This window comes from Nocardia sp. NPDC057353, from assembly GCF_042667085.1.
Taxonomy (GTDB): Bacteria; Actinomycetota; Actinomycetes; order Mycobacteriales; family Mycobacteriaceae; genus Nocardia.
In genome coordinates, this window is the sequence record NZ_JBHVAK010000019.1 from 16354 (window position 1) to 38551 (window position 22198).

Annotated in this window: 19 protein-coding genes; 11 read left to right on the forward strand and 8 right to left on the reverse strand. The window is 73.0% G+C overall.

All coding sequences use genetic code 11. The features are described 5' to 3' along the window. Positions 1 to 39 precede the first annotated feature (39 nt). From ACFUUZ_RS12385 to ACFUUZ_RS12405, 5 genes are read left to right on the forward strand one after another with little or no spacing between them, the layout of a single operon-like run. Complete coding sequence (locus ACFUUZ_RS12385; RefSeq protein WP_378695374.1) at positions 40 to 1674, forward strand: dipeptide ABC transporter ATP-binding protein; 1635 nt, start codon at positions 40 to 42, stop codon at positions 1672 to 1674. After that, entirely contained in the window at positions 1671 to 2783 is a 1113-nt protein-coding gene (locus ACFUUZ_RS12390; protein ID WP_378695375.1) for an LLM class flavin-dependent oxidoreductase, read from the forward strand. Before ACFUUZ_RS12385 ends, ACFUUZ_RS12390 begins: the two co-directional genes overlap by 4 nt. Beyond that, the gene (locus tag ACFUUZ_RS12395; RefSeq protein ID WP_378695377.1) at positions 2780 to 4159 is read left to right on the forward strand and encodes an NtaA/DmoA family FMN-dependent monooxygenase; all 1380 of its coding nucleotides are present in this window, start codon (positions 2780 to 2782) and stop codon (positions 4157 to 4159) included. The genes ACFUUZ_RS12390 and ACFUUZ_RS12395 overlap by 4 nt, the downstream gene beginning before the upstream one ends. Then, positions 4156 to 4971, forward strand: coding sequence for a DUF1684 domain-containing protein (locus ACFUUZ_RS12400; protein ID WP_378695379.1), 816 nt, complete (start codon positions 4156 to 4158; stop codon positions 4969 to 4971). Before ACFUUZ_RS12395 ends, ACFUUZ_RS12400 begins: the two co-directional genes overlap by 4 nt. Continuing rightward, a complete protein-coding gene (locus ACFUUZ_RS12405; protein ID WP_378695381.1) occupies positions 4968 to 6116 on the forward strand; it encodes an LLM class flavin-dependent oxidoreductase in 1149 nt (382 codons plus the stop codon). Before ACFUUZ_RS12400 ends, ACFUUZ_RS12405 begins: the two co-directional genes overlap by 4 nt. 200 nt (positions 6117 to 6316) lie before the next feature. On the opposite strand, the gene ACFUUZ_RS12410 is transcribed toward ACFUUZ_RS12405, so the two are convergent. Beyond that, entirely contained in the window at positions 6317 to 7285 is a 969-nt protein-coding gene (locus tag ACFUUZ_RS12410; RefSeq protein ID WP_378695382.1) for a methylenetetrahydrofolate reductase, read from the reverse strand. 122 nt (positions 7286 to 7407) lie between these two features. Here ACFUUZ_RS12410 and ACFUUZ_RS12415 point away from each other — a divergent pair, with 122 nt between their 5' ends. The 4 genes from ACFUUZ_RS12415 to ACFUUZ_RS12430 all read left to right on the forward strand — a co-directional run bounded on the left by ACFUUZ_RS12415 (position 7408) and on the right by ACFUUZ_RS12430 (position 12539). Next, positions 7408 to 8643, forward strand: a complete 1236-nt coding sequence (locus ACFUUZ_RS12415) for a polyprenyl synthetase family protein (protein WP_378695384.1) — start codon at positions 7408 to 7410, stop codon at positions 8641 to 8643. Then, positions 8640 to 9206 carry a hypothetical protein gene (locus ACFUUZ_RS12420; RefSeq protein WP_378695386.1) on the forward strand — a complete coding sequence of 189 codons (567 nt, stop codon included), beginning with the start codon at positions 8640 to 8642 and terminating at the stop codon, positions 9204 to 9206. The genes ACFUUZ_RS12415 and ACFUUZ_RS12420 overlap by 4 nt, the downstream gene beginning before the upstream one ends. Beyond that, positions 9203 to 10783: a phytoene desaturase family protein gene (gene crtI / locus ACFUUZ_RS12425; RefSeq protein ID WP_378695388.1), complete on the forward strand. Its 1581-nt coding sequence runs from the start codon at positions 9203 to 9205 to the stop codon at positions 10781 to 10783. The genes ACFUUZ_RS12420 and crtI overlap by 4 nt, the downstream gene beginning before the upstream one ends. A 148-nt stretch (positions 10784 to 10931) precedes the next feature. Then, the gene (locus ACFUUZ_RS12430; RefSeq protein ID WP_378695390.1) at positions 10932 to 12539 is read left to right on the forward strand and encodes an alpha-(1->6)-mannopyranosyltransferase A; all 1608 of its coding nucleotides are present in this window, start codon (positions 10932 to 10934) and stop codon (positions 12537 to 12539) included. 126 nt (positions 12540 to 12665) lie between these two features. Here the strand turns inward: ACFUUZ_RS12430 and ACFUUZ_RS12435 are convergent, their stop codons facing one another. Beyond that, positions 12666 to 13208 (reverse strand): hypothetical protein, encoded by a 543-nt coding sequence (locus tag ACFUUZ_RS12435; RefSeq protein WP_378695392.1) that lies wholly within the window; start codon positions 13206 to 13208, stop codon positions 12666 to 12668. A gap of 95 nt (positions 13209 to 13303) precedes the next feature. Then, on the reverse strand, positions 13304 to 13672 hold the full coding sequence (locus ACFUUZ_RS12440) for an Rv2175c family DNA-binding protein (protein ID WP_378695394.1): 369 nt from the start codon (positions 13670 to 13672) through the stop codon (positions 13304 to 13306). 158 nt (positions 13673 to 13830) lie between these two features. On the opposite strand from ACFUUZ_RS12440, the gene pknB reads away from it, so the two are divergent. Further along, positions 13831 to 15750 (forward strand): Stk1 family PASTA domain-containing Ser/Thr kinase, encoded by a 1920-nt coding sequence (gene pknB / locus ACFUUZ_RS12445; protein ID WP_378695529.1) that lies wholly within the window; start codon positions 13831 to 13833, stop codon positions 15748 to 15750. On the opposite strand, the gene ACFUUZ_RS12450 is transcribed toward pknB, so the two are convergent. Beyond that, a complete protein-coding gene (locus ACFUUZ_RS12450) occupies positions 15751 to 17136 on the reverse strand; it encodes a class II 3-deoxy-7-phosphoheptulonate synthase (RefSeq protein WP_378695396.1) in 1386 nt (461 codons plus the stop codon). 82 nt (positions 17137 to 17218) lie between these two features. Here ACFUUZ_RS12450 and ACFUUZ_RS12455 point away from each other — a divergent pair, with 82 nt between their 5' ends. Beyond that, entirely contained in the window at positions 17219 to 17713 is a 495-nt protein-coding gene (locus tag ACFUUZ_RS12455; RefSeq protein WP_378695531.1) for a polyadenylate-specific 3'-exoribonuclease AS, read from the forward strand. A 59-nt stretch (positions 17714 to 17772) separates the two neighbouring features. Here ACFUUZ_RS12455 and ACFUUZ_RS12460 read toward each other — a convergent pair whose 3' ends face one another. From ACFUUZ_RS12460 to ACFUUZ_RS12475, 4 genes are read right to left on the reverse strand one after another with little or no spacing between them, the layout of a single operon-like run. Then, the gene (locus ACFUUZ_RS12460; protein ID WP_378695398.1) at positions 17773 to 19428 is read right to left on the reverse strand and encodes a cytochrome bc complex cytochrome b subunit; all 1656 of its coding nucleotides are present in this window, start codon (positions 19426 to 19428) and stop codon (positions 17773 to 17775) included. After that, positions 19425 to 20633 (reverse strand): ubiquinol-cytochrome c reductase iron-sulfur subunit, encoded by a 1209-nt coding sequence (locus ACFUUZ_RS12465; protein ID WP_378695400.1) that lies wholly within the window; start codon positions 20631 to 20633, stop codon positions 19425 to 19427. Before ACFUUZ_RS12465 ends, ACFUUZ_RS12460 begins: the two co-directional genes overlap by 4 nt. Beyond that, a complete protein-coding gene (locus ACFUUZ_RS12470; RefSeq protein ID WP_378695401.1) occupies positions 20630 to 21493 on the reverse strand; it encodes a c-type cytochrome in 864 nt (287 codons plus the stop codon). The genes ACFUUZ_RS12465 and ACFUUZ_RS12470 overlap by 4 nt, the downstream gene beginning before the upstream one ends. Before the next feature lie 53 nt (positions 21494 to 21546). Beyond that, the gene (locus ACFUUZ_RS12475) at positions 21547 to 22158 is read right to left on the reverse strand and encodes a heme-copper oxidase subunit III (protein ID WP_378695403.1); all 612 of its coding nucleotides are present in this window, start codon (positions 22156 to 22158) and stop codon (positions 21547 to 21549) included. Positions 22159 to 22198 lie beyond the last annotated feature (40 nt).

A 22198-nucleotide genomic window follows, 5' to 3' on the forward strand; every position in this document is an offset into this window, starting at 1 on the left:
AAACCACGAAGGGCCCGCGATCATGCGAGGAGGTGCCGCATGACAGCGGTTGCCGAACCGGTCCGCACCGCGCTGCTGCGGATCTCCGACCTGCGGGTCCGCTACCGCACCGGCGACGGTCCGGTGACCGCGCTGGACGGCGTCTCGCTCGATATCCACCCCGGCGAGGTGGTGGCGCTGGTCGGCGAATCCGGTTCCGGCAAGTCCACGCTCGCGCAGGCGGTGATCGGGCTGCTCCCGGCGAACGCCGAGATCGACGGCGGCGCGCTGGAGTTCGACGGCGAGCCGGTCGACCACCGCTCCGAGCGCGCCCTGCGCGAACTGCGCGGCGCGCGCATCGGTTTCGTGCCGCAGGATCCCGGGCTCTCGCTGAACCCGGTGCAGCGCATCGGCGCCCAGGTGGCCGAGGCGCTGCTGGTGCACGGCAGGGCCGGGCGGCGCGATGCCGCCGCGCGCGCGGTCGAGCTGCTCGGCGAGGCCGGGCTGGACCGCCCCGCCGACCGGGCGAGGCAGTACCCGCACCAGCTCTCCGGCGGGCAGCGGCAGCGGGTGCTGATCGCGACCGCGCTGGCCTGCTCCCCCGACCTGGTGATCGCCGACGAGCCGACCAGCGCGCTGGACGCCACCGTCGCCCGCCGGGTCCTGGACCGGCTCACCGAGCGCACCGCCGCCCGCGGCGCCGCCGTCCTGCTCATCACGCACGACCTGGCCACCGCCGCCGAGCGCGCGGACCGCCTGGTGGTGCTGCGGCACGGCGCCGTGGTCGAGGAGGGGCCGACCGCGCGGCTGCTCACCGCCCCTGAACACCCGTACACCCGGGAGCTCCTCGACTCCTCCCCCGGTCTGGCCGCGACCGACGCGGGCCGCCTCGAACGGCCGCGCGCGGAGCAGCCGCTGCTGCGGATCACCGGGTTGCGCAAACGGTTCCGGCTCGGCGGCGCGGCGCTGACCGCGGTGGACGGCGTCGGGCTGGAGCTGGATCGCGGCGAGACGCTGGCGCTGGTCGGCGAGTCCGGCTCCGGCAAGTCGACCACCGCGCGGCTCGCGCTGCGCCTCGCCGACCCGGACGCGGGCACCGTCGAGTTCGACGGCAACCCGCTGACCGCGCTGCGCGGCCGGAAGCTGCGCGAACTGCGCCGCCGCTTCCAGATCGTGTACCAGAACCCGTACGGCTCCCTGGACCCGCGCCGGCGGGTGGCGGACATCGTGGCCGAGCCGCTGCGCGCCTACCGCGTCGGCGACCGGACGGCGCGCGCCGCGCGCGCCGCGGAGCTGCTGGAGCAGGTCGGGCTCGGCGCGGCGTACGCCGGGCGGCGGCCCGCCGAGCTCTCCGGCGGGCAGCGGCAGCGGGTCGCCATCGCGCGCGCCCTGGCGCTGCAGCCCGAGCTGCTCGTACTGGACGAGCCGGTCTCCGCGCTGGACGCCTCGGTGCAGGCGCAGATCCTGGCGCTGCTGGACGAGCTGCAGCAGCGGCTCGGGCTCGCCTACCTCTTCATCTCGCACGACCTCGCGGTGGTGCGCCGGATCAGCGACCGGGTCGCGGTCATGCGGCACGGCCGGATCGTCGAGACCGGCCGCACCGCGGAGATCTTCACCGCACCGGCGCACGAGTACACCCGCGAGCTGCTGGCCGCCGTCCCGCGGCCGCGAACCCCGGACAAGGAGTCACTGTGAGCATTCCGTTCCTGCTCGGGGTCGAGGCGGTGGGCACCGGCGCCCACCCCGCCTCGTGGCGCCGCCCCGACTCGCGCGCCGAGGAGCTCTTCACCGGCGGCTACTGGGCCGACGCGGTGACCGCGCTGGAGGCGGCAGGCGCCGACCTGCTCTTCCTCCCCGACTCCTTCGCCCTGCAGCAGGGCGGCCCCGGCGTGACCCGCGGCCGACTGGACGCGGTCGCCGTCGCGGCGCGGGTCGCCGCCCGCACCGGCCGGATCGGGTTGCTGCCGCAGGCCGCGGTGACCCACACCGAGCCGTTCCACCTATCCAAATCCATTCAGGCGCTGGACTTCGCGACCCTGGGCCGGGCGGGCTGGGAGGTCACCGTCTCGCCCGGCGCCGAGCAGGCCGCCGCCTTCGGCCGCAAACCCGAGCAGGACGCCCCCGCGCTCTGGCACGAGGCGGACGAGGCGATCGAGGTCGCGGCGCGGCTCTGGGACAGCTGGGAGGACGGTGCGGAGATCCGCGATGTCCCGACCGGCCGCTTCATCGACCGGGAGAAGCTGCACTACATCGACTTCGTCGGCGACAACTTCTCCGTCAAGGGGCCTTCCATCACCCCGCGCTCCCCGCAGGGGCAGCCCGTGGTCGCGGTGCGGGCGGGCGCCGACGGTACCCCGGCCACCGCGGTCGCGGTGCGCCGCGCCGACCTGATCCGGGTCGACGCCGCCGCACCGGAGGCGCTGGCCGCGCAGCGGGACCGGTTGCGCGCCGCGGTCGCCGCCGCCGGTCGGGACCCGGACGGCGTCTTCGTCCTCGCCGATCTCGACATCCACCTCGCCGCGACCGTCGAGCGGGCGGAGGCCGAGGTGGCCGAGCTGAACGGCTGGTTCCCGGCCGCGACCGGCGCCGCGCACATCGGCACCACCGACACCCTGCGCGCCACCCTGGTCGCGCTCTCCGGCGCCGTCGACGGCATCGTGCTGCGCCCGCTCGCCCTTGCCGCCGCGCTCCCCGCGCTGGGCAGGCTCGGCCACACCCCACCGGAATCCGGCAGCACCCTGCGCGACCGCCTCGGGCTGGCGCGCCCGGCGAGCCGCTACGCACTCGGAGGAGCGACCCTATGACCGCGCGGAAGAAGCAGGTGCACCTGGCGGCGCACTTCCCCGGCGTCAACAACACCACGGTCTGGAGCGACCCGGAGTCCGGCAGCCAGGTCGACTTCGCCTCCTTCGAGCACCTGGCCAGGACCGCCGAGCGCGGCCTCTTCGACTTCTTCTTCCTGGCCGAGGGGCTGCGGCTGCGCGAGCACCTGGGCCGGATCCACGACCTGGACGTGGTCGGCCGCCCGGACACCTTCACCGTGCTGGACGCGCTCGCGGGCGTCACCGAGAAGCTCGGGCTGGCCGGGACCATCAACAGCACCTTCAACGAGCCGTTCGAGCTGGCCAAGCAGTTCGCCACGCTGGACCACCTCTCCGGCGGCCGGGCCGCCTGGAACGTCGTGACCTCGTCGGATGCCTTCACCGGCGAGAACTTCCGGCGCGGCGGCTACCTGGAGTACGAGCAGCGCTACGAGCGCGCCGCCGAGGTAGTGGACGCCGCCCGCGCGCTCTGGGACGCCTGGCCCGCGGACGCACTCGTGGTCGACCGGGCGGCCGGGATCTTCGCGCACGACGTGCCGGAGACGGTGTTCCGCGGCGAGCACGTCGCCTTCACCGGCCGCTCCGTGCTCCCGCCGAGCCCGCAGGGGCACCCGGTGCTGCTGCAGGCGGGCGACTCCGACGGCGGCCGCGAGTTCGGCGCCCGCTCGGCCGACGCCATCTTCACCGGCCACGGCACCCTGGAGGCGGGCCGGGCGTTCTACGCGAACGTCAAGGACCGGCTCGCCAAGTACGGCCGGGACCGGGACGAGCTGAAGATCCTGCCCGCCGCCACCTTCGTGCTCGGCGACACCGACGCCGAGGCGCACGTGCGCGCCGCGCGGATCCGGCTGCAGCAGGTGAGCCCGCAGACCGCGATCTCCTTCCTGGAGCAGGTGTGGGGCCGCGACCTCTCCGGCTACGACCCGGAGGGGCCGCTGCCCGAGGTCGAGCCCTCCGGCGACGTCACCATCACCCGCGGCCGGGTGCGGCACCGCAGGGACCCGCTCGCCGTCGCCGCCGAGTGGCGGGCGAAGGCCGAGGCGGAGAAGTTGTCCATCCGGCAGCTGGTCATCGAGGTCACCAGCAGGCAGCAGTTCGTCGGCACCCCGGCGGGCGTCGCCGAGCAGATCGACACCTACGTGCAGACCGACGCCGCCGACGGCTTCATCCTGGTCCCGCACCTGACCCCGCACGGCCTCGACGAGTTCGTCGACCGGGTGGTGCCTGAACTGCAGGAGCGCGGCAGCTTCCGCACCGAGTACACCGGCGGCACGCTGCGCGAGCACCTCGGGCTCGCGCACCCGGCCCGCCGACCTTCTGTTCCCGAACACCGCAGCGAAGGAGTCCGCGCGTCATGACCGCCGTCACCACCGAATCGGCCACCCACTTCGCCCGCGAGTGGGAGCGCTGGCACCGCGCGCGCGTCGACCGGCTGCGCGACCCGCTCGGCTTCCTCAGCCTCACCGCGCTGCACTGGCTCACCGACGCCCCGGAGCGCGTCGACGGCATCCCCGGCACCTGGTGGGTGACCGACGACAAGGTCTTCATCACCGCCCGCCCCGGCGACCGGCTGGACCACGAGGGCAGCAGGATCGCGGGCGTGCACATCGTGCGCCCGGTCGAGGGCGCGCCCGGCGTCACCGTGCGCCACGACGACCGGGTGCTGGAGGTCATCCGGCGCACCGGGCAGTACGCGGTGCGGGTGCACGACCCGGCCTCGCCCGCGCTGGTCACCTTCCGCGACATCCCGGCCTACCCGCCCGCCCCCGAGTGGGTGCTCGCGGGCCGGTTCACCCGGTTCGCCGAGCCGGAGACGGTGACCACCGGCGCGGTGGTCGCGGGGCTGGAGCACCGGCACGCGGCGGTCGGCACCGTCGAGTTCGAGCTGAACGGCGTCACCGAGCAGCTGGTCGTCTTCGGGGTCGGCGACGACCTGCGGGTGCTCTTCACCGACGCCACCAGCGGCATCACCAGCTACCCCGGCGCGCGGGCGCTGAGCATCCCGGCCCCGGACGCGGACGGCGGCGTGCTGCTCGACTTCAACCGGGCCACCAACCTGCCCTGCGCCTTCACCCCCTACGCGACCTGCCCGGTGGCGCCGGAGCGCAACCGGCTGCGGGTCGCGATCGAAGCGGGCGAGCAGGACCCGCGGACGGAGCGTGCCTCATGAACGTCCCGCTCTCGATCCTCGATCTGGCGCCGATCAGCGCGGGCTCCACCCCGGCGCAGGCGCTGCGCGACACCGTCGACCTCGCGCAGCGGGCGGAGCGGTGGGGGTACCACCGGTACTGGCTGGCCGAGCACCACTTCGTGCGGGTGGCGAGCTCGTCCTCGGTGACGCTGCTCGGGCTGGTGGCGGCCGCCACCGAGCGGATCCGGGTCGGCACCGCGGCGGTGCAGGTCGGGCACCACACCTCGGCCTCGGTGGTGGAGGCGTTCGGCACCGTCGACGCGCTGTACCCGGGCAGGCTGGATCTCGGGATCGGGCGCTCCGGGCATCGGAAGGCGCAGTTCGGCGCGGAGGCGGGCACGCCGCAGGCGCCGCGCGAGACCGAGGTGCGCGACGGGGTCGTGGTGCCGCCGCCGTTCGATCCGGGGCGGATCACCGACCGCTCCCGCTTCGTCGCCGCGCTGCAGGCGCTGCAGCTGCCCGGCGCGCAGCCGCTGGACTTCCCCGAGCAGGTCGCGCAGATCCGCGGGCTGCTGGACGGCAGCTTCGTGACCGGTGACGGGGTCGCGCTGCACGCGGTGCCCGGCGAGGGCGCGCAGGTGCGGCTGTGGATCTTCGGCAGCTCGGCCGGGGAGAGCGCGGAGCTGGCCGGGCGGCTCGGGTTGCCCTTCGCCGCGGCCTACCACGTCGCGCCGGGCACCGCGCTGGCCGCGATCGCCGCCTACCGGGCCGCCTTCCGGCCCTCGGCGGTGCTGGCCGAGCCGTACGCGGTGATCTCGGCCGACGTGCTCGTCGCCCCGGACGAGGAAACGGCGGAGTACCGGGCCCGCGGGTACGGGCACTGGGTGCACAGCATCCGCAGCGGGGCGGGCGCCGCCGACTACCTCGCCCCCGATTCGGTGCCGCCGCTCACCGAGGAGCAGGAACGGCTGGTCGAAGACCGGATCGCCACCCGCTTCGTCGGCACCGGTGACGATGTCGCCACCCGCCTCGCCGCGCTCCGCCGCGTCAGCGCCGCCGACGAGGTCCTGGCCACGACGATCGCCTACGACCACCAGCACCGCCTGGAATCCCACCGCCTCCTCGCCGAAGCCTGGGCCGCCCGCGACGAACGCCTCGACACCCCGCACTCCGGCGCGGCCTGACGCCCCGGTCCCGGCGCCGGCGCCGGCGCCGGAGTCGGAGTCGGGCGGGCACGCCGTGAAAAGCGGCGTGGCGCCTGCGCCGCACTACGACTCCGCGCCGGTGGCCGACGCTGGGCCATGGACGCCGGCCCGTCACCCGAACACCCGCTCCCGGGCGGCGCGTCAGCGCCCGACCGGCTCCAGGCGGCAGCCGGAAACCCCTACGCCGGAACCGGCGCCGCCGTCACCCCGTACCCGAGGTTCGTCAGCACCTCGGTCGTCGCCTTGGCGAAGTTCAGCGTGATGAAGTGCAGGCAGGGCGCACCCTCGTCGATCAACCGCTGCGCCATCTCGGTGGCGATCTCGATCCCGGCGGCGCGGACCGCGGCCCGATCCTCTTCGGGCCCGTCCCCGGCCGCCGCGGTCAACCGGTCGACGACGGCGGCGGGCAGCGGCCGCCCGCACAGCTCCTCGGCCCGGCGCACGGTGCGCAGCGAGGTGATCGGCATGAGCTCCGGGATGATCGGCTTCGCGCCCTGCTCCGGGTCGAGCGCCACCACCCGGTCGCGCAGCCGCAGGTAGTGCTCGACGTCGAAGAACATCTGGGTGATCGAGTACTCGGCGCCCGCCCGCAGCTTGGCGGCCAGGTGCCTGGTGTCGTGGTCCAGGTCCGGCGAGCGGTGGTGCCCCTCCGGGAAGGAGGCGACGCCGACGTGGAAGTCGCCCAGGTCGCGCACGATCCGCACCAGCTCCTCGGCGTACTCGACGCCGTCCGGGTGCCGCACCCACTCGCCGAGCGGGTCACCGGGCGGATCGCCGCGCAGGACCAGCACATTGCAGATCCCGGCGTCGGCGTAGGACCCGACCAGCGCGCGCAGCTCGGCGACGCTGTGCGAGACCGCGGTCAGGTGCGCCACCGGCAGCAGCGTGGTCTCGCCCGCCAGCTGCCCGGTGACCCGCACCGTGCGGTCCCGGGTGGAGCCGCCCGCGCCGTAGGTCATGGAGACGAACGCCGGATGCATCCGCTCGAACTCGCGCACCGCGCGCCACAGCCGCGCCTCGGCCGCCGCGTCCCGCGGCGGGTTGAACTCCACCGAGAACGGCACGAGCCGCTGCCCGTGCGTACGCAGGCTCTGCACCACCGACGGCGTGCCAGACCCCCGGCGTCCCCCCAGATCGTCCACAGTCACCGGCCCAGTGTAGAGGCCGGTCCCCCGGCCGAGGAGCGCCCGGCCACCGCCGCTGTGAAGCACGGGAACGGGAGCGCGTATCCTACGGGCAGGCGGTTGTGCATCGATCGTGCCGTGCCGTCATGCCCCGAGCAACTCCTGTGCGGGCACATCGTCGTGCCCACACCGGCCCGCCGAGAGAGAACCGAACCCGGGAGGTTCCCCTGTCCGCCGGACCAGGCACCCCGTCGCCCGTCGCCGGGCACACCGCCGCGGCGACGGCCACCCTCGCACCCGACCCGCGGCGGGCGTTGCGCGACTTCGTCACCGCGGTCGAGGGCGCGCTGGTCGAGTTCTTCGACACGAGGAAGGCGCTGGTCGAGCCGCTCGGCCCGCCCTTCGTCGAATCCGCCGACGTGCTGCGCGAGTTCGTGCTGCGCGGCGGCAAGCGCACCCGCCCGTCGTTCGCCTGGACCGGCTGGCTGGGCGCGGGCGGCGACCCGGACGGCCCCGACGCCCCGCGGGTGCTGCGCGCCTGCGCGGCGCTGGAGCTGGTGCAGGCCTGCGCGCTGATCCACGACGACATCATCGATTCGTCGCGGACCCGCCGCCGGTTTCCCACCGTGCACGTCGATTTCGAGCAGCGGCACCGGGAGCGGGCGCTCCCAGGCGACGCGGCGCACTTCGGCGTCTCGGTGGCGATCCTGGTCGGCGACCTCGCGCTGGCCTGGGCCGACGACATGGTGAACGGGGCAGGGCTCGACCCGGCCGCGCTCGCCAGGTTCGCCACGGTGTGGGCGCACATGCGCACCGAGGTGCTGGGTGGGCAGTTGCTGGACATCCAGGGCGAGGCGGGCGGGGACGAAACGGTCGCGGCGGCGCTGCGCATCTGCGAGTTCAAGACCGCGGCCTACACCATCGAACGTCCGCTGCACCTCGGTGCGGCGCTGGCCGACGCGGGCCCGGAGCTGGTCGCGGCGTACCGGACGTTCGGCAAGGACATCGGCGTCGCGTTCCAGCTGCGCGACGACCTGCTCGGGGTGTTCGGCGACCCCGAGGTCACCGGCAAGCCGTCCGGTGACGATCTGCGCGAGGGCAAGCGCACCGTGTTGCTGGCCGAGGCGCTGCGCCGCGCCGACGCCGCCGACCCGGCCGCCGCCCGACTGCTGCGCTCCCGGATCGGCACCGACCTCGGTGCCGACGAGGTGGCGCACCTGCGGGAACTGCTCGTCGACCTGGGTGCGGTCGACGACGTGGAGACCCGTATCACCGACCTCACCGAGCGCGGCCTCGCCGCGCTCGAATCCAGCTCGGCCGAGCCCGTCGCGAAGGCGCAGTTGCGCGCGATGGCGCTGGCCGCCACCAGGAGAGCCCTATGAGAGCCTTCGTCGCCCCGCAGGACCGAGTGATCGTCGTCGGCAGCTGCCCGCCCGCACCGCGGGGCAGCCGCAGGCCCGGCCCCGCGCCCGGCGAACGCCGGGTCGTGCTCGGTGCGGGGCTGCCCGCGCCGCGCACCATCCCCACCGGTCGCCGCAGGCGCACGGTCATCGTCCCCGCGGGCTTCCCCAGCGCGGAGTTCGAGCCGGAGGGCGGCTTCGAGTCCGGTACCGGTCGCGACGGCGCCGAGGCCGAGCAGGACGCGCGGCCCGAGCGCGACGCGGCGGCCGGGGAAGACCACGCCGCCCGCCTCGAGCGCGACGGCCGGCTCGCGGACGAGGACGGCTCCGCGGCCGAGACAGGTGCCACCTACGACGCCGACGACCTCGTCCCGGAGGACGACGAGCCGCGCCGCCTCTTCGCCAGGCAGGAGCGGGTCACCCCGCGCCGCACCGAGCGCGAGGCCGACGAGTTCGAGCTCGAGTACCGCGCGCTGCAGATCGCCCGCGACCGCGAGGCGGAGGACCGCACCTTGGCGGGAATCGCCGAACTGCTCGACGCATGACCCGCGGGCCCGCGCCCGCCACCGTCCCCGGCCGCCCCGAACGGGTGGTCGTGGTCGGCGCGGGCCTCGCAGGCCTGGCCGCCGCGCTGTACCTGACCGGCGCCGGGCACCGGGTCACCGTGCTGGAGCGCGCCGACCACCCCGGCGGCCGGGTCGGCCGCTACCGCGGCCCGGACTACGAGATCGATTCCGGCGCCACCGTCCTCACCCTCCCCGAGCTGGTCACCGAGGCGCTGGCCGCGGTCGGCGCCACCCCTGCCGACACCGACCCCCCGCTCCGGCTGCGCCCGCTCACCCCCGGCTACCACGCCCGCTTCGCCGACGGCGACGACCTCCGCGTCTTCGCCGACCCGGACGCCATGGCCGCCGAGATCGAGCGCTTCGCGGGCCCGGAGGAGGCGCGCGGCTACCGTGCGCTGCGCGCCTGGCTGGCCCGGATCTACCGGGCCGAGTACGGCGAGTTCATGGACACCAACTTCGACTCCCCGCTGGACCTGGTCCGCTACCCCGCCAAGCGCGCCGCGCTGCTGCGGCTGCTCCGGCTCGGCGGCTTCGGCAGGCTCGGCCCCGCGGTGGCCCGCTTCGTCCGCGACCCGCGGATCGCCAGGGTCTTCACCTTCCAGGCGCTCTACGCGGGCACCGCCCCCGCGCAGGCGCTCGCCGTCTACGGCGCCATCCCGCACATGGACACCTCGCTCGGCGTCTTCTACCCGGAGGGCGGCATGCGCGCCATCGCCGCCTCGATGGCGGGCGCGCTCACCGCGGCGGGCGGCACGCTGCGGCTCGGCGCCGAGGCCGCGGGCGTCACCTACCGCGGCCGCCGCGCCACCGCGGTCCGGCTGGCCGACGGCACCGAGGTCGAGTGCGACGCGCTGGTCCTCACCGCCGACCTCGGCGAGCTCGGCCGCTTCGGGCTGCGCCGCAGACCGGGGCTGCGCGCCTCGCCCTCGGCGGTGGTCGCGCACGGCACGGTGCCCGCCGCGGTGGCCGCCCGCTGGCCGATCCAAGCGCACCACACCATCGACTTCGGCGCGGCCTGGGAGCGCACCTTCGCCGAGATCACCGCAGGCCGCGGCCGCGGCACGCTGATGAGCGACCCCTCGCTGCTGCTCACCCGCCCCGCGCTCACCGACCCGGCGCTGCTGATCCAGCGCCCCGACGGCCCCGCAGAGCCCTTCTCCCTGCTCGCCCCGTGCCCCAATCTCACCGCGGCGCCGCTGGATTGGGACCGGCTCGGCCCGGCATACCTGCGCGAGCTGCTCGCGCTGCTGGAGACCCGCGGCTACACCGGCATCTCCCGCCACTTCGCCGTCGATCACCTGGACACCCCGGCGACCTGGCTGGCGCGTGGCATGCTGGCGGGCAGCCCGTTCTCCGCGGCGCACCTGTTCCGGCAGACCGGGCCGTTCCGGCCGCGGAACCTGCCGCGCCGGTACGCCAACGTGGTGCTGGCGGGCTGCGGCACCACCCCCGGTGTCGGGGTGCCCACCGCGCTGCTCTCCGGAAAGCTGGCGGCGCAACGGATCACCGGGGCCGCGGTACCGGCCCGGCTCGATCGCAGCGCACCGGCGGGTTAGTGTTCCCCGACGGCTCGTAGACTGGGCAGCCGTACCGGCCGGCCCACCCGGTGAAGCCGGCGCAGACCTATTCGCTCCGCGGTTGCGACCGCCGACAACGACGGGGGGACCCGCTCCGGATGGCTTCCCCCGACACGCCCAGAGACCGATGACCGAAACCCTCTCCTCCGTGACCCCGGCCGCAGGCTCCGCGCTCCCGCGCGGGCGGATGCGGGTGGCCGCCGACTTCGTGCGCAGCCCGGAGGGGCACGCCGCGCTGCTCGGCTTCGCGGGCGCGGTCATGATCACCTTCGGCGGCTTCGGCGCGGGCAGCGTGCGCAAGCGGGACCCGCTGCTGGAGGCCGCGCACCTGTCCTGGCTGCGCTTCGGCCACGGCTACGCGCTCTCCACCATCCTGATCTGGGTCGGCGTGCTGCTCATGATCACCGCCTGGGTGCGGCTCGGCCGGGCCACGCTCGGCACCGGCGGCGCCCGCTCCACGGTGACGCTGAACGAGCTGCGCGCCATCGTCGGCATCTGGATCTTCCCGCTGCTCTTCGCGGTGCCCATGTTCAGCCGGGACGCCTACTCGTACCTGGCGCAGGGCGCGCTGCTGCGCGACGGCTTCGACCCCTACCAGGTCGGCCCGGTCGCCAACCCCGGCGTGCTGCTGGACAACGTGAGCCCGGTCTGGACCACCACCACCGCGCCGTACGGCCCGATCTTCCTGCTGCTCGGCCGCGCCATCACCAGCATCACCGGGGAGAACGTGGTCGCGGGCACCATCGCGCTGCGGCTGGTCATGCTGCCCGGGCTCGCGCTCATGATGTGGGCGGTGCCCTACCTGACCAAGCACCTGGGCGGGAAGCCGACCGTCGCGCTCTGGCTCGCGGTGCTGAACCCGCTGGTGCTGATCCACCTGATCGGCGGCGTGCACAACGAGATGCTCATGGTCGGGCTGCTCTGCGCGGCGATCGCGCTGGTGCTGGAGCGGCACCACGTGGCCGGGATCGTCGTCGTGGCGATCGGCGTCGCCATCAAGGCGACCGCGGGCGTCGCGCTGCCCTTCCTGGTCTGGATCTGGATGATCCACGAGCGGGAGCGCCGAGCCGCGCGGATCGCCGCGGGCGACGACTCGGAGAGCGCCGAGCTGCCGCACCCGACGCTCATGTTCGCCAAGATCGCCGGGCTCGGGCTCGGTGTCTTCGCCGTGGTCTTCGTGGCCGCCTCCGCGCTGGCCGGGGTCGGCATCGGCTGGCTCACCGCGCTCTCCGGGTCGAAGAAGATCATCAACTGGCTCTCGCTGCCGACCGGCATGGCGCACACGCTCACCTGGATCACCCCGCTGCGCCTGGAACCGGTGCTCGACGTCACCCGGCTGCTCTGCATGCTGGTGCTGGTCGGCGTGCTGGCCTGGACCTGGTGGCGGTTCAAGAACAGCGAGCGCGAGGCGGTGGCCGGGATCATGATCGCCTTCGTCGCGATCGTCATCCTCTCCCCCGCCGCGCTCCCCTGGTACTACTCCTGGCCGCTCGCCCTCGCCGCCGGTTTCGCGCTCTCGCTCGGCACCCTGCAGGTCCTGGTCGGCATCTGCACCTGGCTCATGCTGGTCTTCCAGCCGGACGGGTCGATCGGGCTCTACAACTTCTGGCACGTGGCGCTCGCCATCTTCGCCGCCGTCGTAGCCGCCCTCTCCCTCCGCACCGTCGACCCCCTCCGCCTCCGCTCCCCTCGGCCCGCGGTCACCACTCCGACCGTGGTCCCGGCCCGCACCTGACTCTTTGCCCGAGCGGCGAAGTTCTTCTACAGTGGTGCTACAGCCTCCCCCTGCGGGGTGCGAGGAAGTGAGGCCGGGACCCCCGCCGGACGACGGGACCCGGCCTTCGCGCTGTCCGGAGTCGAGTCACCGGACAACGATGGTGATCTCCTCAACGACAGCACCCATTCGGGCAAGGGCCGTGCCTGCACGGCCGGCCCGAGCAGCCCCGACCGCTCCTGCCACGGCGTCCGGAATCCACAACATCGGTTCGGCCGACGAGAGGCCGAACGCCACCCGCACGCCCTTCAGGCTCCCCTGGCCGCGCAGGCCGGCCACCATTGCCAGATCCTTCGCGTTCAGCGACGGTGTGCGGGACTCCAGCGTGATCGCCGACGTACCCATATTTTCCAGTTCGAAGAACAGCCGCTCCATGCATACCCGGCGCGCTCGCTCCTGCCTGCGCGCTGCGTAACCCTGACCGACCACCACCAGCGCGGTCAGATCCAGATCCGCCACCGCGTCGGCGATCCGCACCCGCAGGCTGTCGTCCTCGTCCCGCCAGTGCAGGCGGATTTTGCCCTTCGGTAGCAGAGCGCGCAGCAGATCACGCATCGGCTCGCAGCTCGCCGGATCGGCGACCGCTGCGGCGAGCAGATAGTGACCGACCCCGGAGACTCCGGCCTGCATCGATTCGTCTACCCAGGCATGGAGCGCGAACCCACTCCCGCCCAACCGGACCCTCGATTCCCCCACTTTTCCCTCCCCCAGGAACTGTTATCGACTCAGAACGGGTCGGCGGCGGCCCGGCGGACGACCTCGCGCGCCAGGTCTCCGTGCAGGGCGTCGACCGGCTTGCCGGGCAGCGACGGATCGTCGGTGAAGACCCACTCCAGGATCTCCTCGTCGGTGTATTTGCCGTCGCGCATGACGGTGATCAGGCCGGGCAGCATTCGGACAACGGCCCCGCTCCCGTCGAAGAACCGCGCGGGCACCCCGGCGACCCCGTCCCGGCGGACGGCGAGCAACTGGTGGTCGCGCAGCATCTGGTGCACCCGGGTGACCGGGACACCGAGCTGGTCGGCGACATCGGGCAGGTTCAGCAGCTCGACGTCGGCCGGAAGCACATCCTCGCTGCAGGGAAAGGAACTCACGGGCAACTACGGTAGACGGTCGGTTCCCGCACGTCGTGATCCGCCCGCGACGACCGCGCCGATACCATCGAGACCGGCCGCATCGGCGGCCGCACCGCCCGCCGCGCGGCACGGCGAGGGGTGGACGTTCGGATCCGGAGGAACACGTGATCGGCCAGATGCTCGAAGGGCGTTATCGCATCGATGCGCCGATCGCCCGGGGCGGGATGTCGACGGTCTTCCGCGGCGTCGACACCCGGCTGGACCGCCCGGTCGCGATCAAGGTGATGGACCCGCGCTTCGCCTCCGATCCGCAGTTCCTGGCCCGCTTCGAGTTCGAGGCCCGCTCGGTGGCGAAGCTCAAGCACCCGTCCCTGGTGGCGGTGTACGACCAGGGCGTCGACGGCGAGCACCCGTTCCTGATCATGGAGCTGGTCGAGGGCGGGACGCTGCGCGAACTGCTGCGCGAGCGCGGGCCGATGCCGCCGCACGCGGTGCGCGCGGTGGCCGAGCCCGCGCTGGGCGCGGTGGGGGTGGCGCACCGGGCCGGGCTGGTGCACCGCGACATCAAGCCGGAGAACGTGCTGATCTCCGACGCGGGCGAGGTGAAGATCGCCGACTTCGGCCTGGTCCGCGCGGTCGCGGCGGCGACGACGACCTCGGCCAGCGTGATCCTCGGCACGGCCGCCTACCTCTCGCCCGAGCAGGTGACCAGCGGCACCGCCGACGCCCGCTCGGACGTCTACGCCTTCGGCATCCTGATCTTCGAGCTGCTCACCGGCCGGGTGCCGTTCACCGGCGACACCTCGCTCTCCGTGGCCTACCAGCGGATCGAGAACGACGTCCCGCCGCCGAGCGCCTTCATCGACGGCGTCCCGCCCGAGTTCGACGCGCTGGTCGCCCGCGCCACCGCCAGGGAGCCGGCGCACCGCTTCGCCGACGCCGCCGAGATGGCCGCCGAGCTGCGCGGCATCGCGGCCTCGCTGGCGCTGCCCGCCTACCGGGTGCCCGCCCCGCGGGAGTCGGCCGAGCACACCAGCGCCGGGCAGCGCGTCGCCACCCCGCCGCCACCGCCCCCGCAGCAGCCGCAGCACACCAGGGTGCAGACCGCGGCGCGGCCGGTGGACCACGGCACCGCGATGCACCAGGAGCCGGGGCTACCGCAGCCGCAGCGCTACGACCCCTACGAGCAGCAGCAGTCCCCGTACGCGACCGACCCGCGCAGGCAGAAGCACACGGTGTGGCTCTGGGTGGCGCTGGTCGCGGTGCTGACCCTGCTGGTCGGGGTCGGCGGCTGGTGGTTCGGCGCGGGCCGCTACGAGGCGGTGCCCGCGGTGGCCGGGCTGCCGACCGAGCGCGCGGTCGCGGCGCTCACCGAGGCCGGGTTCGAGACCGAGATCAGGCAGAAGCCCTCGGACACCGTCCCGGTCGGCGGCGTCGTCGGCAGCGACCCGTCGGCGGGCGCGCGGGTGCCGAAGGGCTCGACCGTCGGGGTGCTGGTCTCCAGCGGCAGGCCGCGGGTGCCGGAGGCGAGCGAGGGCGCCGACATCGCCGCGGTCAACCGCGCCATCCGGGATGCCGGGCTCACCCCGGTCGACGCCGGTGAGGCGGGCAGCAGCGCGCCGAAGGGCACCCTGGCCAGGGTGGAGCCCGCGCCGGGCACGGTGCTGCCGACCGGCGGCCAGGTCAAGGTATTCAAGAGCCGCGGCTCGACGCCGGTGCAGGTGCCCGACGTCAGCGGCCGCGGCACCGAGGAGGCGGCGAGCATCCTGGAGGCCGCCGGGCTGGTGATCACCGAGACCAGGGAGCAGTTCGACCCCGACACCCCGGGCGGCAAGGCGATCGGCACCGACCCCGCGCCCGGCACCCGGCTGCAGTCCGGCGACCAGGTGGTGCTGCTGGTCTCGAACTCGGTGGACATCCCGTGGGTGGTCGGCAAGAACGTCGGCGCCGCCCGCGCCGAGCTGCAGCAGCTCGGGCTGCAGGTCCAGGTGCGGCAGCTGACCCCGTCGGACAGCTCGGTGGTGATCGGCCAGGCGCCGGGGGTGAGCGCGAACGTGGAGCAGGGCTCCACGGTCACGCTGACCGCGCTGCCCTAGCTACCGCAGCATCTCCGCGACCAGGAAGGCCAGCTCCAGCGACTGCTGGGTGTTCAGCCGCGGGTCGCAGGCGGTCTCGTAGCGCCCGGAGAGATCCAGGTCGGAGATCTCCTGGGCGCCGCCCAGGCACTCGGTGACGTCCTCGCCGGTGAGCTCGATGTGCAGCCCGCCCGGGTGCGTGCCGAGTCCGCGGTGCACCTCGAAGAAGCCCTGCACCTCGTCGACGATCCGGTCGAAGTGCCTGGTCTTGAAGCCGGTCGAGGCCTCGTGGGTATTGCCGTGCATGGGGTCGCACTGCCAGATCACCTGGTGCCCGGTGGCCTGCACCTTCTCCACGATGGGCGGCAGGATGTCGCGCACCCGGTTGTTGCCCATCCTGGAGACGATGGTGAGCCTGCCCGGCTCGTTGTTCGGGTCCAGCCGCTCGACGTACTCCACCGCCAGCTCCGGCGTGGTGGTCGGGCCGATCTTGATGCCGATCGGGTTGGCGAGCAGCTCGGCCAGCGCGATGTGCGCGCCGTCCAGCTGCCTGGTGCGCTCGCCGATCCAGAGGAAGTGCGCGGAGAGGTCGTAGAGCACCGGCTCGCCCGCGGCGTTCTCGGCGAGCCGCAGCATGGCGCGCTCGTAGTCGAGCACCAGCGCCTCGTGGCTGGCGTAGATCCTGGCCTGCTGCAGGCTGGGGTCGTTGACCCGGCACGCGGTCATGAAGCGCAGCCCGCGGTCGATCTCCTCGGCCAGCGCCTCGTACCTGGCGCCGGCCGGGGACTGCGCGACGAAGTCGCGGTTCCAGTCGTGCACCCGGTGCAGGTCGGCCATGCCCGCGCCGGTGAGCGCGCGCACCAGGTTCATCGCGGCGCTGGCGTTGGCGTAGGCGCGGACCAGCCGGGACGGGTCGTGCTGCCGCAGCGCCTCGTCGGCGACGAGCGAGTTCACCATGTCGCCGCGGTAGGACTTGAGCCCGAGCGCGTCGGTGTCGGCGGAGCGCGGCTTGGCGTACTGGCCCGCGATCCTGGCCACCTTCACCACCGGCAAGCTGGCGCCGTAGGTGAGCACGACAGCCATCTGCAGCAGGGTGCGGATATTGCCGCGGATGTGCGGCTCGGTGTTGTCGGCGAACGTCTCCGCGCAGTCGCCGCCCTGCATGAGGAAGGCCTCGCCGCGGGCCACCTCGGCGAGCCGCTCGCGCAGCTCCTCCACCTCGGCGGGCACGCAGATGGGCGGCACGCTCTCCAGCACGGTGCGCATCCTGGCGGCCTGCTCCGGGTCCCAGGACGGCTGCTGCAGCGCGGGCCGCGCGAGCGCCGCGTCCAGCCTGCTGCGCAGCTCGGCCGGGAGCGGCGGCAGCTCCGGCAAGCGGTCGATCGGTACGTCGACGGTCCAATTCACCAGTTCAGGATACGTACCGTCGCACAGCATAGGGTGAACGGGCGGTGCCGATCGCCTGCACCCACCGAGCCGAGGAGCCACCCTGCGCTACTTCTACGACTGCGAGTTCATCGAGGACGGCGTCACCATCGACCTGGTCTCGATCGGGGTCGTGTGCGAGGACGGCCGCGAGTACTACGCCGTCTCCACCGAATTCGACGAGACGCGGGCGGGGCCGTGGGTGCGCAGGCACGTGCTGCCGCAGCTCCCGCCGCCGCACTCGCCGCTGCGCCGCTCCCGCGAGCGCATCCGCGGCGACCTGGAGAGCTTCTTCCTGCCCCGCCCGACCGTGCAGCCGGAGCTCTGGGCCTGGGTCGCCGCCTACGACCACGTCGCGCTCTGCCAGCTCTGGGGCTCGATGGTCGAGCTGCCGACGGCGCTGCCCCGCTACACCAACGAGCTGCGCCAGCACTGGGACGCGCACGGCCGCCCCGAACTGCCGCCGGTTCCCGCCGACGCGCACGACGCGCTCGCCGACGCCAGGCACAACCTGGCCAAGTTCGACGCCATCGAGGCACACCGGCGGCGCAGCCGCTGAACGGGGACGGGCCCCGGATCCGCGAGGATCCGGGGCTCGTCCCGATCGGGAGCCGGGGCTCAGTGGTGCCCGTTGCTTCCGTTGTGCCCGTTGCGGCGCTCCGCCTCCTCCTGCACACGCTGCAGCACGGCGAGCTGCTTGCGCTCCTCCGCGTGCTCGTGCTCGAAGTTCCGGTCGCTCTCCTGCACCGGGTCGGCGCGCAGGAACGAGCCGGTGCCGGGCTGACCGGCGGAACCCAGCTGGTTCATCTTCTTGGGCACGGTGGCGCCCTGGTACTCCAGCGGGAGCGGGTGGCCGTGGCTGTCCACCGGGCCGAGCGGCTGGTGCACCTCGATGTACTCGCCGTGCGGCAGCCGCTTGATCACGCCGGTCTCGATGCCGTGCTCCAGCACCGCCCGGTCGCTGCGCTGCAGGCCGATGCAGAACCGGTACGCCAGGAAGTAGGCGATCGGCGGCAGGACCAGCAGCCCGATCCGGCCGAACCAGGTGGTCGCGTTCAGCGAGATGTCGAACTTCAGCGCGATGATGTCGTTGACGCAGGAGAGCGTCAGCACCACGTAGAAGGTGATCGCCATGGCGCCGATGCCGGTGCGCACCGGGACGTCGCGCGGCCGCTGCAGCAGGTTGTGGTGGGCCTGGGTGTCGCCGGTGAGCTTGCGCTCGATCCACGGGTAGGCGACGAGCAGGGTGAACACCAGCCCCATCACCAGCGCGACCCAGAAGGCGGCCGGGATGGTGTAGCGCCCGATGTACAGCTCCCACGGCGGCATCAGCCGGGCCATGCCGTCGGTCCACATCATGTAGAAGTCGGGCTGCGAACCGGCCGAGACCTGCGACGGGTTGTACGGGCCGAGGTTCCAGATCGGGTTGATCTGCAGCACGCCGCCCATGATCGCCACGATGCCGAGGGTGAAGGCGAAGAACGCGCCCTGGTCCGCGGCGAACACCGGCACGATGCGGGCGCCGACCACGTTGTTCTCGGTGCGGCCGGGGCCGGGGAACTGGGTGTGCTTCTGGTACCAGACCAGCGCGACGTGCGCGGCGATCAGCGCCAGGATGATGCCGGGCAGCAGCAGCACGTGCGCGATGTAGAGCCGCGGGATGATGATGTCGCCGGGGAAGTCACCGCTGAAGATCAGCCAGTGCATCCAGGTGCCGATCACCGGCACCGAGATGGTGATGCCGGAGAAGGCGGCGCGCAGGCCGGTGCCGGAGAGCAGGTCGTCCGGGAGCGAGTAGCCGAAGAAGCCCTCGAACATGGCCAGGATCAGCAGCAGCGAGCCGATCACCCAGTTCGCCTCGCGCGGCTTGCGGAACGCGCCGGTGAAGAAGATGCGGAACAGGTGCACGATGATCGAGGCCGCGAAGAGCAGCGCCGCCCAGTGGTGCACCTGGCGCACGAACAGCCCGCCGCGCACCTCGAAGGAGATGTTCAGCGCCGTCTCGTAGGCCCGCGACATGCCGACGCCGCGCAGCGGCTGGTAGGACCCGTCGTAGACGACGTGCGTCATCGACGGGTCGAAGAAGAGCGTGAGGTAGACACCGGACAGCAGCAGGATGATGAAGCTGTACAGCGCGATCTCACCGAGCAGGAACGACCAGTGGGTCGGGAAGACCTTGTTGATCGATCGCTTCACGAAGGCGGCGGCGCGGTAGCGCTCGTCCATCTCGTTCGCCTGGGCGGCCACCCGGCCGCCACTTGCTTCAGCACTCATGATCGACGCTCCCAATAGGCGGGCCCGAGCGGCTCGATGAAGTCGCCGTTGGCGACGAGGTACCCCTCGGTGTTGACGGTGATCGGCAGCTGCGGCAGGGCGCGGGCGGCCGGACCGAAAATCGGCTTGCCCCATTCGGTCGCCAGGAACTGCGACTGGTGGCAGGGGCACAGGATCCGGTTGGTCTGCTGCTCGAACAGCGACGTCGGGCAGCCGAGGTGGGTGCAGATCTTCGAGTAGGCGAAGTAGTCGCCGTAGTTGAAGCTCTCCTGGCCCTTGCGCTTGATCGCGCTCTCGGCGTCCTGGGTGCGGAGCCGGATCAGCATCACGGAGTTGCGGATGCCGCGCAGCGACTGCAGCATGTCGTGCGGGTCACCGCGCCACTTCTCCTTCCACGGGAAGACCGTCTCCATGGCGCCCGCGTCCAGGTCCTCGGGGCGCACCAGGACGACGTCCTCCGGGCGGCCGGTGTCGCGGCGCAGGTAGATGGTCTCGCCCGGGTAGTCCGGGGTCCAGCCGGAGACCCAGAGCGGGGCCTTCTCGCGCAGCGCCCACGGGTTCTTGATCAGGCCGCCGACGAAGACCAGCAGCGCGCCGACGCCGAGCACGCCGACACCGGCGCCCGCGGTGCGGGTGATCATCTTGCGGCGGCCGAGCGTCGAGGTCTCCAGCGCGTCGGAGAGCTGCGCGCCGAGGGTGCGCCGCTCCACCTCGTCGGAGGGGCCGTCGTGGCGCTGCTGGATGGAGAGCTCGTGCGGGATGAACTTGCGCCGGATCAGCACCACCGCGATACCGATGACCAGCACCGAGATGCCGAAGGTCAGCCCGACCAGCGGGGTGAAGAGCGAGTACTCGACGTGCCCCTCCTCGCCCGCGCCCTTGAACTGCCACGGCCAGAACAGGAAGACGCCGACCAGCGCGACCGCGGCGATGCCGGAGATCGCGAACCACAGCGTGACTGCCCGCTCCGCGCGCTTCTCGGCCCGCGTGCCCGGCACCGGGAACCGCTCGGCGCGGTAGGCCACCTCGACGTCGTCGCGCGCGGTGCCGATGGCGATGAGCTCGTCCCTGGACAGCCCGTCGAGCTGCTCCTCGGTGAAGGTGCCCTTGGGGTCGATCGCCGTCTTCGCGGCATCCTGCCGCTGGGTGCCGTCGTCGGCGCCCTCCTCCGGCCGGACCATGTCGTTGCGCTCCTCTTCACTCATGCCCGGGATCCGATCCACATCGCGGCACCCACGGTGAGCGTGATGCCGACCAGCCAGATGGCGAGCGCCTCGGTGGCGGGGCCGAAGCCGCCGAGGTCCCAGCCGCCGGGCGCCTTCTCTTCCCTGACGTTCATCACGTACGCCACGATGTCGCGCTTCTCCTCGTCGCTCAGCTGGCGATCGGAGAACTTCGGCATGTTCTGCGGGCCGGTGAGCATGGCGGCGTAGATCTGCTGCTCGCTCGCGGGCTCCAGCGGCGGGGCGAACTTGCCCGAGGAGAGCGCGCCGCCGCGGCCGGTGAAGTTGTGGCAGGAGGCGCAGTTCATCCGGAACAGCTCGGAGCCGCGGCCGAGGTCGTCACCGCGCAGCGACTGCTGGGCGATCTCGCCGTTCTCGTCCCTGATCACGGTCGGGCCGCCGCCGTTGGCCGCGATGTAGGCGCCGAGCGCGTCGGTCTGCTGCGGGTCGAACTTCGGCGGCTTGCGCATCGCCTGGGCCTCGTTGCGGGTCATCGGCATGCGGCCGGACGACACCTGGAAGTACACCGCCGCCTCGCCGACGCCGATCAGGCTAGGGCCGCGGTCCTCGACACCCTGCAGGTTCGCGCCGTGGCAGGTGATGCAGGAGGTGTCGTACAGCTGGTTGCCCTCGCGGATCAGCGCGGAGGTGTCCTCGTTCGCCGTCGCCACCTGGGGCTCCGGGGTGAGGGCGGTCGCGAGGAAGCCGGCTCCGACCAGTCCCACCAGGAGCGCGAGGCCACCCGCGATCCGCCTGCGCAGCCTGCGCTGCCTGCGGATCGTGCTGGCCTCGCCCTTCCCTGGGCCGGCGGGCTGCGGCGCTGACGGGGGAGATGAACTCATCTGTGTCCCTTTGGAGTAGACGGAACCGACGTTACGTTTTCGCCACGCCCGCGTCAGCGGACGAAGTAGATCGTGGCGAACAGCCCGATCCACACGATGTCGACGAAGTGCCAGTAGTAGGAGACGACGATCGCCGCGGTGGCCTGCGCGGGCGTGAACTTGCTCATCTTCGTGCGGGCCAGCAGGAAGACGAACGCGATCAGCCCGCCGATCACGTGCAGGCCGTGGAAGCCGGTCGTGATGTAGAAGACCGAGCCGTACACGCTGCTGGAGATCGAGGTCCCCTCGTGCACCAGGTGGTAGTACTCGTAGCCCTGCCCGGCGACGAAGAACGCGCCCATGGCGAGGGTGATCGTGTACCAGCGCCGCAGCCCGAACACATCGCCCCGCTCGGCGGCGAAGACGCCCATCTGGCAGGTGAAGGAGGACGCGACCAGGACCGCGGTGACCGGGACGGCGAGCGCCATGTTCAGCTCGGTCGGCTCCGGGGGCCAGTTCCCGTTCGCCTGCGCGCGCGCGACGAAGTACATCGCGAAGAGGCCGGCAAAGAACATCAGCTCGCTGGAGAGCCAGATGATGGTACCGACGCTGACCATGTTGGGCCGGTTCAGCGAGTGCACACGCTGGGTAATGGCCGATCCTGGGGTCCCTACTGCGGTCGTCACGGGGTAAGTATGACTCCCCGTAGTACGACAGAGGTAGCCG